This window comes from Streptomyces odontomachicola, assembly GCF_039605595.1.
Lineage (GTDB): Bacteria > Actinomycetota > Actinomycetes > Streptomycetales > Streptomycetaceae > Streptomyces.
On sequence record NZ_JBCFOK010000007.1, the window covers coordinates 365,567 to 381,261 of the forward strand.

At 73.6% G+C, this 15,695-nt stretch carries 12 protein-coding genes; 4 read left to right on the top strand and 8 right to left on the bottom strand.

The features are described from left to right. Both ABEE00_RS16060 and ABEE00_RS16065 read right to left on the bottom strand, forming a co-directional pair. On the bottom strand, positions 1–837 hold the full coding sequence (locus tag ABEE00_RS16060) for a GNAT family N-acetyltransferase (protein WP_345746140.1): 837 nt from the start codon (positions 835–837) through the stop codon (positions 1–3). Between the two features lie 45 nt (positions 838–882). After that, positions 883–2,967, bottom strand: a complete 2,085-nt coding sequence (locus tag ABEE00_RS16065; RefSeq protein ID WP_451918591.1) for an IucA/IucC family protein — start codon at positions 2,965–2,967, stop codon at positions 883–885. Between the two features lie 252 nt (positions 2,968–3,219). Between ABEE00_RS16065 and ABEE00_RS16070 the strand changes: the two genes are divergently transcribed. Then, the gene (locus ABEE00_RS16070; protein ID WP_345746142.1) at positions 3,220–4,470 is read left to right on the top strand and encodes a trypsin-like serine peptidase; all 1,251 of its coding nucleotides are present in this window, start codon (positions 3,220–3,222) and stop codon (positions 4,468–4,470) included. Between the two features lie 170 nt (positions 4,471–4,640). Next, positions 4,641–5,864 (top strand): trypsin-like serine peptidase, encoded by a 1,224-nt coding sequence (locus ABEE00_RS16075; RefSeq protein ID WP_345746143.1) that lies wholly within the window; start codon positions 4,641–4,643, stop codon positions 5,862–5,864. A 94-nt stretch (positions 5,865–5,958) separates the two neighbouring features. Here the strand turns inward: ABEE00_RS16075 and hflX are convergent, their stop codons facing one another. The 5 genes from hflX to miaA form a co-directional block, all read right to left on the bottom strand. Then, positions 5,959–7,470, bottom strand: coding sequence for a GTPase HflX (gene hflX, locus ABEE00_RS16080; protein ID WP_345746144.1), 1,512 nt, complete (start codon positions 7,468–7,470; stop codon positions 5,959–5,961). 195 nt (positions 7,471–7,665) lie between these two features. Beyond that, positions 7,666–9,129: a M1 family metallopeptidase gene (locus ABEE00_RS16085; RefSeq protein WP_345746145.1), complete on the bottom strand. Its 1,464-nt coding sequence runs from the start codon at positions 9,127–9,129 to the stop codon at positions 7,666–7,668. A 159-nt stretch (positions 9,130–9,288) separates the two neighbouring features. After that, entirely contained in the window at positions 9,289–11,670 is a 2,382-nt protein-coding gene (locus ABEE00_RS16090; protein WP_451918592.1) for a RelA/SpoT family protein, read from the bottom strand. Between the two features lie 236 nt (positions 11,671–11,906). Beyond that, positions 11,907–12,467, bottom strand: coding sequence for a hypothetical protein (locus ABEE00_RS16095; RefSeq protein WP_451918593.1), 561 nt, complete (start codon positions 12,465–12,467; stop codon positions 11,907–11,909). A gap of 257 nt (positions 12,468–12,724) precedes the next feature. Then, positions 12,725–13,684, bottom strand: a complete 960-nt coding sequence (gene miaA, locus ABEE00_RS16100) for a tRNA (adenosine(37)-N6)-dimethylallyltransferase MiaA (RefSeq protein WP_345746146.1) — start codon at positions 13,682–13,684, stop codon at positions 12,725–12,727. Positions 13,685–13,865: 181 nt separating this feature from the next. Here miaA and ABEE00_RS16105 point away from each other — a divergent pair, with 181 nt between their 5' ends. Both ABEE00_RS16105 and ABEE00_RS16110 read left to right on the top strand, forming a co-directional pair. Beyond that, a complete protein-coding gene (locus tag ABEE00_RS16105) occupies positions 13,866–14,408 on the top strand; it encodes a hypothetical protein (RefSeq protein WP_345746147.1) in 543 nt (180 codons plus the stop codon). Between the two features lie 59 nt (positions 14,409–14,467). Further along, positions 14,468–14,716, top strand: coding sequence for an antitoxin (locus tag ABEE00_RS16110; protein WP_345746148.1), 249 nt, complete (start codon positions 14,468–14,470; stop codon positions 14,714–14,716). Positions 14,717–14,936: 220 nt separating this feature from the next. Here the strand turns inward: ABEE00_RS16110 and ABEE00_RS16115 are convergent, their stop codons facing one another. Further along, complete coding sequence (locus tag ABEE00_RS16115) at positions 14,937–15,650, bottom strand: class III extradiol dioxygenase subunit B-like domain-containing protein (RefSeq protein ID WP_345746149.1); 714 nt, start codon at positions 15,648–15,650, stop codon at positions 14,937–14,939. Positions 15,651–15,695: the final 45 nt, after the last annotated feature.

The following is a 15,695-nucleotide window of genomic DNA, read 5'->3' on the forward strand; positions in this document are numbered from 1 at the left end:
TCAGAGCAGGGAGCGCAGCCGCCGGTCCCGCACCATGAGCGCGGCCCTCTTGTCGGGCAGGTCCACCTCGGCGCCGAAGCGGAACCCGGCGCCGAGGAAGGCCGCCACGGAGGGGATGTTGCGCAGGTCGGGCTCGGCCAACACCCGCGCGCAGCCCGGGCGTTGGTCCAGCACGAGATCGGCTACGGCGCGCAGCAGCGCGGTGCCCACGCCGCGCCCCCGGTCGGAGACCCGGCCCAGCAGCACGTGCAGGCCGGTGTCGTGGGGGCGCATGGGGCAGTAGCGGGAGAGCGGGTCGAGGTCGGCGCGGTAGATCTCCCAGTAGCCGACCGGTCTGCCGTCGAGCAGGCCGAGGCAGGGCACGCTCCGCCCGTCGCCGTCCAGTTGGGCGCGTACGTGCTCCGCCGTGCGCTCCTCGGGACCGTCCAGCTCCCAGAAGGCGGCTACCGCCGGATCGTTCATCCAGGAGGCGATCAGGCCGAGGTCGCGCGGCAGCCGGACCGGCACGAGCCGGAGCCGGCCCACGGGGGTGTGCGTCGCGGGCCAGCTCCCGACGTGGTCCAGCAGGTCGTCGCCGGCCTGCGGGTCCGTACGGGCGGTCCCGTCGTCCCCGCCGGCGTCCAACTCCCCGTACTCCTCGGCGTACTCGCCCGCGTGGCCGCCGGCGCCGCCCGCGTACCCGTCGGCGGCGAGGGCCGCGTGGAGTTCGGCGGGGTCGTAGAGGTCCATCGTGTCGTCGGCGTCGGTGCCTGCCGTGACCTCGGGGCCGCGGCGTTCACCGGCCTCGGGCTCCGGCGGGGGTGCGGGGCCTGCGGGCGCTGCGGGGTCGGGCTGCATGACGACGCCTCCTCTGGGTGAGGGCCGGGAGTCGGGGGTCTGGGGTCAGGACACGAGGGGGTTGGGGACGGAGACGTAGACGGACTGGGTCTCGACGGGGCCGACGAGTTCGTCGAGCCCGTGCACGCGGGTCAGGAGGTTGGCCTTGCAGCGCAGCACCGGGGACTCCAGCAGCAGCGCGGGCAGCGGGGACACGCGCCCCTCGTCACCGGCGTCCGCCCCCTTCGCCCGCGCCTCCGCCTCCAGGAACCGGCGGAACGCGGCGAGCAGCAGCTCCTCGTCCGCCAGCCCCTCCGCGCCGAACGAGCCGATGAGGCCGAAGACGTTGTTGATGCCGACGTAATAGGCGAAGCGCTCGTCCACCACGGCGTCGGGCACGAACGAGTCGCTGGCCACGCCCAGTTGGGCCGCGGGAAGGCGGCGTTCCAGCTCGGCGCGGCGCGAGGTGCGGAAGTAGTAGCCCTGGTTGTCCCGGTATCTGCCGCCGCAGGGCCAGCCGTACGAGTCGAGCAGGACCACCGTGTTCTGCTGGTGCGCCTCCAGGGCGATGCCCGCGTGCCCGTCCAGCCACAGCACGGGCCGCACGACGCTCTCCAGATAGCGCAGGAACCACTCGGCCGCGACCGCCGCCACCGGCCGCCCCGTACGGCCCGCCAGCTTCCGTACGACGTCGGCGAGCCGGCTGCGCAGCACCCCCTCGGGGGCACCCGGCCAGGGGCGCGGCGAGGTGAGCCCGGCCACGCACGCGGCGTCCTCCCCGCCCCCGAAGGGGTTGTGCCGCAGGACCGTGTCGAAGCCGGCGAGCGGTTCGCCGTCGGGGCCGTCCACGCCGAGCCACGCGGGGTCGCGGACGATGTCGAAGCCGGGGTGCACGGCCTGCCACTCGGCGAACAGGCCGCCGCGCAGCAGCCGGTGGACCTCCAGGCCGCGCAGCGCCTCCTTGCGGAGGTTCTCCCTGCGGGAGTTGGTGATGCGCAGGGCGAGCGAGAGCTTGAGCATCACCGGGCTGCCGGGCCTGAGCACCGTACGGACCGAGGAGCTGGGGTGCCAGGCGTCGCCGCCGGTGCCGAGGTCGGTCAGCAGGCCCTGGTCAACGAGGCGGGCGACGGTCGGGCGATGCAGGAGTTCGCGGGCCTGCCAGGGGTGCAGCGGCAGCGGGACGGCGCCCTGGGGCAGACGGGCGCAGACCTCCTCGCCCGCGAGCCTGCGCGCGAGCTTCTCGGCGCTCACCGCCCTGCCGCGCTCCGTCCAGCCGGAGTCCTGCGCCAGCACCGAGGGGTCGGCCGCCATCCAGTGCAGCGCGAAGGAGCCGCGCAGCTCCGGCGCATAGCTCCTGGCCTCGCTCTCCGACAGCCCCTCCCGGCTCTTCGGCGCAGGGTGCAGGGGGTGGCCCAGCATCAGGGCCTGTTCGGCGTCCAGGAAGGGCGGGGTCCCGGCGGGCGCCTCGGGGTGTGCGCGCCGGTCGGCGAGGAACTCCGCCGTGTGCTGGAGGGAGTCGGTGACGCGGCCGACCAGTTCGGCGGTCTCCGGGGGGCGTTGGGGGTACGAGGCGTCCCCCGAGCCGGACAGCTCGTCAGCGCCCTCCGCGCCAGTGCAGGGCCGGGCCGCCTCGCGGGCGATGAGCGCCGCGAGGGTGGCGGCGTCCACGGGGGCGGTGCCCTCGGGAGCGCCTTCGAGCCGCGGCGGCCCGAAGCGGTGCCGGCCCGTCGCCGACCAGTGCAGGACGGGAACGCTCAGCGCCGTGTCCGTCGCCCGCAGCGGCACCCGCAGCAGGCCGTCCTCGCCGGGGCCCGGCAGACCGGTCTCGCGCACCCAGCACCTGAGCAGGTTCTCGGTCGCCGCGGCGCCGGCGGCGGCCACGGGGTCGGGGTGCTCCAAGGGGTCGGCCGCGCCTCCGGTGACGGGCCGCGCGCCCCGGGGGGCGGGGCCCATGCCGACGTCCGGCTCCGCGCTCGCTTCCGCGTCCGCTTCCGCGCCCACTTCCGCGTCCGCTTCTGCCTCCGCTTCCGCCCCCGCCCCGTACTGCGCGCTCCTGCCGTTCTGGCGTGGCACGACGGGCTCCATCATGCGGGCGAGCCGCTTGCGTACCGGGCCTCGCGGTGACCCCTCGGATCCGGAGCGCGCGTTCACAGAAGTCTCCTCGCGTGTCGACTCGGCGCGCTGGTGAGCGGGCCGCTGTCCCCCGTCCGTACCAACGAAGCCGATCGCGCCGGATCACGGCCGTCGTGAAGATCTCTGGCATGACCGGGGCGGAACCGTGGACCCTCCCGCACCCGTCCCCACCCCCACCGGGCATAGTGGGGGCCGCTCATCGCCCGCGAGGTGCATGACAAGTTCACACGCAGCGGGACCAACGGGAATCAATTCAGGGGGAATTGCCACATGCCACCCATAGCCACGTCCACCCGGCGCCGCCGTACGGCGCTGGCCGCGGCGGCGGTGGTCGCCGCACTGGCGGTGACGACGACGGCCTGCGGCGCGGACGGGGGATCCGGTTCCGGTGACAAGCAGCCGAGCGACTCGGAGACCCAGGCGCAGAAGCCGGGGGGCGATCTGCGCGACAGGCTCCCCAAGGATCTCCCGAAGGACCTGCCCACCTCGCTCGAGGACCTCCACAAGTGGAAGAACGGCGAGTGGAAGAACTGGGACAGGAAGCAGTGGCTGCGTGAGGCCCAGGACTTCGTGAACCCCATCATCGAGGACCTGTGGAAGCCCGGCCGCATGAAGGACGCGGACGAGAACGACGGCAAGAAGGACGACCGCCAGGTCGACGACTCGGACATCGACAAGAGCCCGAGCGGCGGCGACAACGGCACCGGCGAGGACGAGGGCGTCACCGACCCCACCCCGCCGAAGGTCGCGGCGAAGCCGGTGAAGACCCCCTACACGCAGAACGCGGGCCCTGTCGGCAAGGTCTTCATGGACACCCCCGAGGGCCCGATGGTCTGCTCCGGCACCGTCGTGAAGGACCCGCGGCACCCGGGCAAGTCCAACATGGTCGCCACCGCGGGGCACTGCGTGCACGCGGGCAAGAAGGGCGGCTGGTTCCGCAACGTCGTCTTCGTACCGCAGTACAACCCGAACGGGATGTCCAACGCCGAGCTGGAGTCGGCGCAGCAGAAGGACGTCGCGCCGCACGGCGTGTGGTGGGCGAAGTACGCGCGGACCACGACCCACTGGATCGACAACGGGTCCACCACGGGCGGCGGCGGTGCCCCGCAGGACTTCGCGGTGATGAAGGTGCAGCCGGAGCAGGCGTCCGCCACCGGCAAGTCGCTGGAGGAGTCGGTCGGCGACGCCGCGCAGGTCAACTTCCACACCCCGCGCGTGAAGTCGGTCCGCAGCCTCCAGGCCAACGGCTACCCCGCCGCGCCGCCCTTCGACGGGTCGAAGATGTACAACTGCACGGACAAGCCCGGGCGGATCACGCTGGACGCGAACCAGCCGACCATGTACCGCATCGGCTGCACCATGACCGGCGGTTCCTCCGGCGGCGGCTGGCTCAGCCCGAGCGGCAAGCAGCTGCTCTCCGTCACCTCCATCGGCCCGGTCGACGGCGGCTGGCTCTCCGGGCCGCGGCTGGGCAGCCAGGCGAAGTCCGTCTTCGACGGCGTCAGCAAGCAGCAGGACTGAGGCCGAGCCTCTCCGCGGCGCGCGTGGGCCCCGAGGGCCTGCCCGTACGGGGCCCACGCGCGCCACACCGCCGGTGATCACCGCTGATCCCCACCGATCCGATCACCGCCGATCACCGCTGCCCAGCTCCACAACACAGCTCACAACAGCACAGCGAGGGACCCTTTTCGATGTCACCGATACGCAGACGAGGCGGCCGCACCGTGCTGACCGCCGCCGCTGCAGCCGCCGCGCTGACCCTCACCCTGACCTCCTGCCAGTCGGGGGGCGAATCCGCCGACGCGCAGGCCGAGCCGTCCGCGAGCGAGGGCTCGTCCGGCGGCCAGGACGGGCCCGGCGGCCTCGGGCTGCCGGACGGCAAGATCCCGAAGGACCTGCCCGAGTCGCTCCAGGACCTGGACAAGTGGCGCGGCGGCGAGTGGAACAACTGGGACAGGAAGGAATGGGTCCGCCAGGCCCGGGACTTCGTGAACCCCTACATCAAGGACCACTGGAAGGCCGGCCGGATGAAGCAGGCCGAGGACAACGAGAAGCAGGTCCCCAAGAACGTGGAGTCCACGGCGGGGTCGGCGCCGCCCAGCGCCACCGATCCCGAGCCGCGCCCCGTGAAGGCCCGGCCGGTCGCCACGCCGTACACCCGCAACGCCGCGCCCGCGGGCAAGATCTTCATGGACACCCCCGAGGGCCCGATGGTCTGCTCCGGCACCGTCGTGAAGGACCCACGCAATCCGGGCAAGTCCAACATGGTCGCCACCGCGGGGCACTGCGTGCACTCCGGGAAGTCCGGTGGGTGGCTGCGGAACATCATGTTCGTGCCCGCGTACAACAACAGGGGCCTCTCGCCGCAGCAGGTGCAGAGCGCGCAGCCGCAGGACGTCGCCCCGTACGGGCAGTGGTGGGGCCAGTGGGCCGCGACCACGAACTACTGGATCCAGAAGGGCGCCAAGTCCGGTGGCGGCGGCGCCCAGCAGGACTTCGCCGTGCTGCACGTGAAGCCCGAGCAGCGGACCGGCAAGTCGCTGGAGGAGACCGTCGGCAACGCGGTCGAGGTCAACTTCAACGCGCCGCGGGTGGAGCGCTATTCGGGGCTGAGCAACTACGGCTACCCGGCGGCGCCGCCCTTCGACGGGGCGAAGATGTACGGCTGCACGGCCAAGCCCGCCAAGCTGACCATCGATCCGACGCAGGCGCCGATGTACCGCATGGGCTGCACCATGACCGGCGGTTCGTCCGGCGGCGCCTGGCTGATGAAGGGCCGGGGCGGCAAGCCCGAGCTGGTGTCGGTGAACTCCATCGGCCCGCAGCCCGCCACCTGGCTCGCGGGACCGCGCCTGGGCGGCGACGCGAAGGGCGTCTTCGACGGCGTCAGCCAGAAGTACGCGGGCCGGAACTGATCCTGGGCTGACCGGCCAACCCCGCCTCATCGCGCGGAAGGGCCCGCACCCCTGGGGTGCGGGCCCTTCTCCGTACGACCGTCCGTGCCGGTGGTCAGCCCGCCGGCTCGGGCTCGAACATCCGCAGCTCCGCCGCGAGCTCCTCGTGCACACGGGCCTTGAGCAGGGTGCCCTTCTCGGTGTGCGACTCCGAGAGCACCTCGCCCTCGGCGTGCACACGGGAGACCAGCTTGCCCTGGGTGTAGGGGACCAGGACCTCCAGCTCCACGGAGGGGCGCGGGAGCTCCTCGTCGATGAGCGCCTGGAGCTCCTCGACGCCCTGGCCGGTGCGCGCGGAGACGAGCAGCGCGTGCTTCTCCGTACGCAGCAGGCGCTGGAGGACCAGCGGGTCGGCGGCGTCCGCCTTGTTGATCACGACGATCTCCGGGACGTCGGCGGCGCCGACGTCGCGGATCACCTCGCGCACCGAGGCGAGCTGCGCCTCGGGCTCCGGGTGCGAGCCGTCCACCACGTGCAGCAGCAGGTCGGAGTCGCCGACCTCCTCCATGGTGGAGCGGAACGCCTCGACGAGGTGGTGCGGGAGGTGCCGCACGAAGCCGACGGTGTCCGCCAGGGTGTACGCCCTGCCGCTCGGGGTCTCCGCCTTGCGCACGGTGGGGTCCAGGGTGGCGAACAGGGAGTTCTCCACCAGGACGCCGGCGCCGGTGAGCCTGTTGAGCAGGGAGGACTTGCCCGCGTTGGTGTAGCCGGCGATGGCGACCGAGGGCACCTTGTTGCGACGGCGCTCCTGGCGCTTGACCTCGCGCCCGGTCTTCATCTCCGCGATCTCCCGGCGCATCTTCGCCATCTTCTCGCGGATGCGGCGCCGGTCGGTCTCGATCTTGGTCTCACCGGGACCGCGGGTGGCCATGCCGCCGCCGGAGGAGCCCGAGCCACCGCCGCCCATCTGCCGGGACAGCGACTGGCCCCAGCCGCGGAGCCTGGGCAGCATGTACTGCATCTGGGCCAGGGCGACCTGGGCCTTGCCCTCACGGGACTTGGCGTGCTGGGCGAAGATGTCGAGGATCAGCGCGGTGCGGTCCACCACCTTGACCTTGACGACGTCCTCGAGGTGGATGAGCTGCCCGGGGCTCAGCTCACCGTCGCAGATCACCGTGTCGGCGCCGGTCTCCAGGACGATGTCGCGGAGCTCCTGCGCCTTGCCCGAGCCGATGTACGTGGCCGGGTCGGCCTTGTCGCGGCGCTGGATCACGCCGTCCAGCACCTCGGCGCCCGCGGTCTCGGCCAGCGCGGCGAGCTCGGCCAGCGAATTCTCGGCCTCCGCCACGGTGCCCGAGGTCCACACGCCGACCAGCACCACGCGCTCCAGGCGAAGCTGGCGGTACTCGACCTCGGTGACGTCCTCCAGCTCGGTGGAGAGCCCCGCCACCCGTCGCAGCGCGGCGCGCTCCGAGCGGTCGAACTGGTCGCCGTCACGCTCCCCGTCGATCTCGTGACTCCAAGCGACGTCCTCTTCCATCAGGGCGTCGGCTCGGCGGTCCGTGCCGCCGGGGCGCTGGCCGTTCTGCTGCTGGCCGTTCTGTGGAAGGGAAGAGGAGAAGGTCATCTGATCCTTTACGTCGATGGGAATGGGATGTGCCGGAACAACGCCTGTGCGGCCGGATTGATTCCCGGCCCCCGCTCCGGCACTGCTCCCGGCGGCCGGCGCCTGCGCGCCGCCGTACAGGATGGTCGCACGGCCGGGTGCCGGAGTCATCAGGGTTTCCCCCTGGGGCCGCGTCAGGGGCGCGCGGGCATCCCCTCACAGCGACCGCCAGTCCGGGTGGCCCGGCATGCGCGGGGTCTTCTCCGCGTACAGCCACCGCTTCAGGAAGCCGCTCAGGTCCTGGCCGGAAACGGTGCCGGCCAGCTCGATGAAGTCGGCCGTGGAGACGTTGCCGTCCCGGTACTGCGCGGTCCAGGCGTGCTCCAGGCGCTCGAAGGCGGCCGGGCCGATCTTCTGGCGCAGCGCGTAGAGGACCAGTCCCGAGCCGTCGTAGACGATCGGGCTGAAGAGGGCGAGCTGTTCGCCGCCCTTCTTGCCGTGCAGCTTGGCGGGCGGGCCGTACTTCTTGCGCCAGCCGTCCGACTGCTCGTACGCCTCCTTCGCGCGCTCGGCCGCCTTGGGGCCGCCGCCGTGCTGCCCGTACAGCCACTCGTACCAGGTGGCGTGTCCCTCGTTCAGCCACAGGTCTCCCCAGGTCCGCGGCGTGACGCTGTCGCCGAACCACTGGTGCGCGAGCTCGTGCATCATCAGCGAGTCCCGATACCAGCCGGGAACCCCTTCGGTGGTGAACACGCGCTTCTCGAACAGCGACAGCGTCTGGGTCTCCAGCGCGAAGCCGGTCGTGGCGTCGGCGACCAGCACCCCGTAGTTGCCGAACGGGTACGGCCCCGCCTGCCGTTCCATCCAGGCGATCTGCCGTCCGGTGCGGTCCAGCGCCGGGCGCAGCTTCTCGGCCTGGCCCTTCGGCACGACGTGGCGCAGCGGCAGCCCGTGCGGGCCGCGCCCGCGCAGCACCTCGGAGCGCCCGATGGACACCTGCGCCAACTCGGTGGCCATGGGGTGCGGTTGGCGGTACGTCCAGGTGGTGCGGCCCCCGCTGCGCCGCTTCCCCTGCTGCTCGCCGCCCGCGACCACGGTCAGGTCGCTGGGCGCCGTGACGCGGAAGGTGAACAGGGCCTTGTCGGAGGGGTGGTCGTTGCCCGGGAAGACCCGGTGCGCGCCGTCCGGCTGCCCGGCGACCGCAAGCCCGTCGGCGGTGCGCACCCAGCCCCCGCCCTTCTTCGTGGGGACGCTGGTGTGCTCCACGTCGATGTCCAGGGGTTCGCCGAGGTGCAGCGGCCGCGCCGGGGTGACGGCCAGGTCCTCGCCGGTGCGGGTGTGCCGCGCGGGCTGCCCGTTGACCCGTACGGAGCGGACCTCGCCGCCCGCGAAGTCGAGGTTGAAGCGCGGCAGCTCGGCGGAGGTGACGCGGGCGGCGATGCGCGTACGCGCTTGCAGGGGGCGGGTGTTGTGGCCGCCGTAGTCGAGCGCGATGTCGTAGGACTGCACGTCGTAGCCGGGATTGCCCAGGTGCGGGTAGAGCCGGTCGCCGACGCCCTCGGAGTGCGGCGCGGGGAGCGCGGCGGCGACGAGCGCGAAGACGGCCGCGGCCGCGGCGCATCCGGCGGTTCTGCGGCGGGCCGGTGAGCGGCGTGCCCGCGCGGCGGAGGAGGTGACCATGGACCACGGCTACCAGTGCGGCGCGCCCGTGCCGTGCGGCTCCGCCACCGGCCCACCCGAAAGAAGGGCGCGGCTGCGGCGCGTGAACCAGCGCGCCCCGGTGGCGCGTTCGGCCCGCCGGCGCGTGCGGTGGTGCCGGTCCTCGGACGGCGCCCGGTGTCAGCCCGCGGGGAGGCGGCGCACGGAGCGGGTCACGTCGTACACCCCCGGCACGCGGCGCATCGCGCGCATCAGCGCGGGAAGGCCGGTGGCGTCGGGGAGTTGGAGCGTGTACGTGTGCCGGACCCGCTGCTCGCGGGGCGGCTCCACGTCGGCCGAGACCACGGCGACGCCCTGCGCGGCGATCGTCTCGGTGAGGTCGGCCAGCAGGTGCGGGCGGCCGAAGGCCTCGGCGCGGAGGGTGACCCGGTACCCCTCGACGCCCTCGCCGGGCTCGCCGCGCTCCCAGCGCACCGGCACGGCGTCCCGGCCTGCCGCGGTCATGCGGGACACCGCCTGGCAGTCGTCGCGGTGCACGGTGACAGCGCCGCCGCGTACGGAAAAGCCGGTCACCGCGTCGGGCGGGACCGGCGTGCAACAGCGGGCGAGGCGTACGACGGCGTCCGGATGTCCGGCGACCACCGTGCCCGTGTGCGGGGCGCGGGGCGACTCGGGCGCGGGTGCCTCCGGAGTGGATGCCTCGGAGGCGGGTGCGTCGGTGGCGGGCGAACCGGCGGCGGGCGGCTCGGTGGCCGAAGTGCCCTCGGCGGACGGGGTCTTGGGGGATTTGGGGGCCGAGGAGGGCTTGGGGGTCTCCCCCGGGAGGAAGTCCACCGCGGGCTCCACGGCAGCGGACTCGACCGTCGCCTGCTCCTCCGCCGCGCCCTGCTCCGGCCTGTCCTTGAGCCACTGGCGGATGGCGATGCGCGCCGCGGGCGTCTTCGCGTGCTCCAGCCACGCAGGCGAGGGCCCGGAGGCGGGCCCCGCCGTGGCGGCGGGCTCCAGGAAGAGCTGGACCGCGTCGCCGTCCCGCAGCGCCGTGGTCAGCGCGGCCAGCCTGCCGTTGATGCGGGCGCCGATGCAGCGGTGCGCGGACTCGCCGTACCGCGCATACGCGGCGTCCACGCAGCTCGCGCCCGCCGGCATGTGCAGCGCCCCGCCGCTCGGCGCGGGGGCCGACCCCGGCGAGGCGCAGTAGACGGTGATCTCGCGGTCCTGGGACAGCTCCTCGCGCAGCTCGGCCCAGAAGGTCTCGGTGTCCGTCGCGTGGCTCTGCCACTCCAGCAGCCGGGACAGCCAGCCGGGGCGCGTGGGGTCGGCCCGCTCCGCTGTGTCCTCGGCGCCCTCGGCGGGCTGCTGGTCACCGTTGAGCGCGGCGTGCGGATTGCCGAGGGCGATCACTCCGGCCTCCGCGACCTTGTGCATGCGCCGCGTACGGACGAGGACCTCGGCGACGCGGCCGCGGGGGTCGGCGAAGGCGGTGTGCAGCGACTGGTACAGGTTGAACTTCGGTACCGCGATGAAGTCCTTGAACTCCGAGATCACCGGCGTGAAGCAGGTGTGCAGCTCGCCCAGCACCGCATAGCAGTCGGCGTCCTCCTCGACCAGGATCAGCAGGCGCCCGAAGTCGCACTCCCCCAGCTCGCCCCGCTTGGCGTGCAGCCGGTGCACCGAGACCGTGTGCCGCGGCCTGATCAGCACCTGCGCGCCGATCCCCGCGTCCCGCAGCACCCGGCGCACCTCGGTCGCGATGCCGGTCAGCGGGTCGGGGAGCCGGGCGTGCTCGGCGATCAACTCCCGCGCCCTGGAGTGCTCCTCGGGGTGCAGGATCGCGAAGACCAGGTCCTCCAGCTCGGACTTGAGCGCCTGCACGCCGAGACGCTCGGCGAGCGGGATCAGCACGTCCCGGGTGACCTTGGCGATGCGCTCCTGCTTCTCCCTGCGCATCACGCCGAGGGTGCGCATGTTGTGCAGCCGGTCGGCGAGCTTGATCGACATCACGCGCACGTCGCTGCCGGTGGCGACCAGCATCTTGCGGAAGGTCTCCGGCTCGGCCGCCGCCCCGTAGTCGACCTTCTCCAGCTTGGTGACGCCGTCCACCAGATACGCGACCTCGGCACCGAAGCCGGTGCGCACCTGCTCCAGCGTGACGTCCGTGTCCTCGACCGTGTCGTGCAGCAGCGAGGCGGTCAACGTGGTGGTCTCGGCGCCGAGTTGGGCCAGCAGCAGGGTCACGGCGAGGGGGTGCGTGATGTACGGCTCGCCGCTCTTGCGCATCTGGCCGCGGTGCGAGGACTCGGCCAGCACATAGGCGCGGTGCAGCGGGTCCAGGTCGGCGCCGGGGTGGTGCGCGCGGTGCACCTTCGCCACGTGCTCCATGGCGTCCGGCATGCGCTGCCGCCGCGCCGCGCCGCCGAGCGTCCCGAGGTTGCCCAGCAGGGCGGCCCGGCCGAGCATGCGCAGACTGCGCAGATTACGTACGGCACTCAAGGGCACCTCCCGGTCTCGGCACGTCCCCGGCACATCCCCGCAGGTCCGGGCCTGCGATGCTACCGACCCCATCACGTGCCGCCGACGGGGTCCCGCTGACCGTGAACCGGATCACTCCATCGTGCGAGTTTTCCCGCACCGGCCGTTTCCCGGAAGCGCTCCGCAAGCCGTATCGCGACGCGGCGTGCACGCGCGGTGCCACCGCGTTCTGAATACGCAGCGCCACGAACTGCTCACGCTGTGCCGTCTCATGGGCCTCCGCCGCCCCCAAGTCCCGCGTCGCCGGGTGCGGAAGAGGCACGGGAGCCCTAACGCAGCCTGGCCACACGCCAGATGGCGAGCGCGATCAGGGTGCCCACCACCACGGCGTACAGCGCGATCACCCGCCAGTCCGCGCGCCGGCCCGAACCCCGCGCGGGCAGTCCCGGCCAGGTCTGGCCGACCCTGCGCGCGGCCATCACTCCCCAGCCGGCCGCGCAGGCGCAGATCAGCAGCCCGAGCATGGCGACCACGGCGCCCGAGCCGCCGCCCGGCTCGAAGGCGAGCGGGAAGGCGAACATCAGCGAGCCGATCGCGCCGAGCCCCACGATCGGGGCGAGCTGCCAGAGCCGCAGCTTCCGCTGCGGGCGCAGCTCCTGCGGCTCGACGGGCGCGGCGTCGGCGCCGTCGGCGCGGGAACCGTCCTGCGCCGCGGCGTCCTCGGCCCCGCCGGGCTCGGCGTCCGCCGGCTCGGCCTGGCCGGGAAGGGCCGCGCCCCGCGCGTCGCCCGGGCCGCCGGCGCGGGCCTCGACGCCCACGGCCTCGGGGCCTTCGCCCCGGTCGCGGGCGGTGGTCTCTCCGTTGTCACGAGGGCCGGCCTCCATCGCCACCTGCCCTCCCAACTCCGGCTGCACGGCTCCGAACGATGGTTGATGATGGCACGCCCACGCAGTCGCGGATGACCACCGGCGCGTCCCGATGCCATCACGTGATCAGGCTGTGACCGCTTCTCTTGCTGCGTCCGCTTTCCGGGTCGCGACCGCCTCTTCCCGGCCCGTCGGCCGTCATCCCACGGTCACCTCGGGGAGCATCTCCGAGCGCGGCAGCACCCCGAGGCGCGATGGCACCTCGACAGCCTCGCGGCACCTCACGCCGTGACCGCGCCGTCCAGTCCCTCGAGCAACGTCATGGCCCGGTCGTGGAGTTCCGCGCGGTCCTCGGCCGCGCCGCTGAGCCAGTGCACCCGGGGGTCGCGGCGGAACCAGGAGTCCTGGCGGCGCGCGAAGCGCTTGGTGGCGCGCACCGTCTCGGCCCGCGCCTCCTCCCAGGTGCACTCGCCGGCCAGCGCGGCGAGCACCTGCTGGTAGCCGAGCGCGCGTGAGGCGGTGCGGCCCTCGCGCAGGCCCTGCGCCTCCAGCTTCCACACCTCCTCGACCAGGCCCGCTTCCCACATGCGGTCGACCCGCTCCGCGATGCGCGCGTCCAGCTCGGGGCGCGCCACGTCCACGCCGATCTGCACCGTCTCGTACACCGACTCGTGCCCCGGCAGGTTGGCGGTGAAGGGGCGGCCGGTGATCTCGATGACCTCCAGCGCGCGGACGATGCGCCGCCCGTTGCTGGGCAGGATCGCGAGGGCCGCCTCCGGGTCGGCCCCGGCCAGCCTGCGGTGCAGCGCGCCGGGTCCGTGCTCGGCCAACTCGCCCTCCAGGCGGGCGCGTACGGCCGGGTCCGTGCCCGGGAACTCCATCGCGTCGATGGCGCCGCGCACATACAGCCCCGAGCCGCCGACCAGCACCGGGACCCGGCCCGCCGCGCGCAGCCTGTCGATCTCGGCGCGGGCCAGCCGCTGGTACTCCGCGACGCTCGCCGCGACCGTCACGTCCCAGATGTCCAGCAGATGGTGCGGCACGCCCCGGCGCTCCTCCGCGGTGAGCTTGGCGGTGCCGATGTCCATGCCGCGGTAGAGCTGCATGGAGTCCGCGTTGATCACCTCGCCGCCCAGCCGTCGCGCGAGGGCGACTCCGAGGTCGGACTTGCCCGCCGCGGTCGGTCCGACGACGGCGACGACCGGAGGGGCGGTACGGGGAGCATGAGCTGCGGCATTCACGCAGCAAGTCTCGCAAACCCCGCGACGGCATCTCGAACGAGCGACGTGACACCGCGGAACCGGCGTCGTTGGCCGGGCGTGATTCCGCCGGTCGGCTTCGGCGCGGCCCCGGCCGGGCGTGCGATCGGGCACTGCGGGCCGACGCGGGATTTCACCCACACGAGCAAGGTCAGGAGCAGATATGGGCGTCTTTGCGAGGCTTCTCCGTCGATCGTCCCGCGCGTCAACCGAGGAGGGCGCCGGGACCACCCCTGCGGCGGACTCCGGGACGGCCGGTGCGGACGCTCGGCACGAGCCGGGTGAGACGGGCGCGGCGGAGGCCGCGGGCCCCGGCGCGGAGGCGGCGGCCCCGCGCCCTGACGACGCGAGCGCGGGCGCGGACGCGGAGGCGGGCGCCGCTGCGGGCGCGGGTGCTTCCGATGAGGAGGCCGGGGACACCGCGGAGGCCGCGGCCGGCTCCGATGTCGACGCCGACCCCGACGCCGACTCCGACTCCGTCGCCGAGAACGGAGGCGAGAGCGCAGGCGCCGAGGGCGACGACGGCGGGCGTACGGAGCCGGAGGCGGTGTCCGAGGCGGGACCGGAGCAGCAGGCCGGGGCCGAGGACACCGCCGAGGCCGCCCCGGAGAGCGCACCGGAGGGCGGCGCCTCGCTCGGCATCCCCAAGCAGCAGTCGGCGGAAGGTGCGGCGGACAACGAGACCGGTGACAGCGCGCACAAGTAGGTTGTTCTCCAAGGGACGGTAAAAGTCCCAGGTCTCAGGACGGGAGGAAGGTGACCGCCATGGGCTTCATGGACAAGATCAAGGGACTGCTGGGCCAGCACGGGGACAAGGTCGCGAAGGGGATCGACCAGGCCGCGAAGGTGGCCGATTCGAAGACCAAGGGCAAGTACAGCAACCAGATCAGGTCCGGCTCGGAGAAGGCCAAGGACGCGGCGAACCGTCTCGGCAACGAGGGCGGCGGCACGGGGCAGGGCGGCACCGGCCCCTCGGGCCCCTCCGGCTCCTCCGGCGGCGGCCCCCGTCACTGAGCGGCGTCCCGGCCCCGGGCGCCCGGCGCACAGCCGGTCTCCCGGGGCCGCCGCACGTCCCGACCCGGACCGCGGTCCCGCGCCACGGTCCCGCACCGGGGGCCCGCGCCGGACTCCGTACGACACACGGGCGCGGCACCCGTACGACCGCATGAGCGGGGCCCAACTCCCCCTCCCAGCAGGGGCGTTGGGCCCGTTTCCGAGCACCGCGCGGCGCGGCTCACGACCAGCCGGCCACCAGATAGCCCACGCCGTACGGGGCGTCGTCGTAGAGCAGTCGGCCCTTGAGGTTCGCGCCCTCCGCCGCACCCGCGAGGAGCTGCCAGCCGGCGCGGCCCGATGCCTGGAGGTCGTAGGCGAGTTCCTCGTCCAGGGCGAGCAGCGCCTCGGTGTCGGCCGAGCCCAGGGCGCGCGCGGCGGCGGCGTCGAAGGCGGCGGCGCGCTCGTCGAAGTAGCCGGGGGCCTTCAGGGTGCGGCAGTTGGTGCCGTCGCCCATCACCAGCAGGGCCACCCGCTCGGCGCTCGCGGCGAGTTCGCGGCCCGAGGTCACGCAGCGGTCCCGGGTGAGGGGCTCGCCGATGCCGATGCCCTCGACGGGGGAGCCCGTCCAGTCCGTACGGTTCAGCAGCCAGGCGGCGACGGCCAGCGAGGCGGGGAGTTCCCTGGTGCCGGGCGGCGGATCGCCCTTGCCCAGGGTCACGTCCAGGTCGATGCCGAACCCGCGGAACGAGCCGTGCGCGCCCTGCGGGTGGGTTCCCCGGCCGGGCTGCGCGGCGGGTCCCGTCACGTACAGGCGGTCGGGTCGGGCTGCGGCCAGCACTCCGACCGCGTCGTAACAGGCGTTCCTGACGTCCTCGGTCTCGTGCGCGGCACCGGCCGCGACCTGGGGGACGAGCAGGGGCGGACAGGGACATACGGCAGCGGCGACTAGCATGCCGGGCAGCTTAGCGGCGCGGCCCCCGAGCCCGTCCACGCCCGC

Coding starts and splice junctions, on each gene's coding strand:
- ABEE00_RS16060 (WP_345746140.1), bottom strand. CDS start 837: ATGCAGCCCGACCCCGCAGCGCCCGCAGGCCCCGCACCCCCGCCGGAG.
- ABEE00_RS16070 (WP_345746142.1), top strand. CDS start 3,220: ATGCCACCCATAGCCACGTCCACCCGGCGCCGCCGTACGGCGCTGGCC.
- ABEE00_RS16075 (WP_345746143.1), top strand. CDS start 4,641: ATGTCACCGATACGCAGACGAGGCGGCCGCACCGTGCTGACCGCCGCC.
- hflX (WP_345746144.1), bottom strand. CDS start 7,470: ATGACCTTCTCCTCTTCCCTTCCACAGAACGGCCAGCAGCAGAACGGC.
- ABEE00_RS16085 (WP_345746145.1), bottom strand. CDS start 9,129: ATGGTCACCTCCTCCGCCGCGCGGGCACGCCGCTCACCGGCCCGCCGC.
- ABEE00_RS16090 (WP_451918592.1), bottom strand. CDS start 11,670: ATGGGGTCGGTAGCATCGCAGGCCCGGACCTGCGGGGATGTGCCGGGG.
- ABEE00_RS16105 (WP_345746147.1), top strand. CDS start 13,866: ATGGGCGTCTTTGCGAGGCTTCTCCGTCGATCGTCCCGCGCGTCAACC.
- ABEE00_RS16110 (WP_345746148.1), top strand. CDS start 14,468: ATGGGCTTCATGGACAAGATCAAGGGACTGCTGGGCCAGCACGGGGAC.
- ABEE00_RS16115 (WP_345746149.1), bottom strand. CDS start 15,650: ATGCTAGTCGCCGCTGCCGTATGTCCCTGTCCGCCCCTGCTCGTCCCC.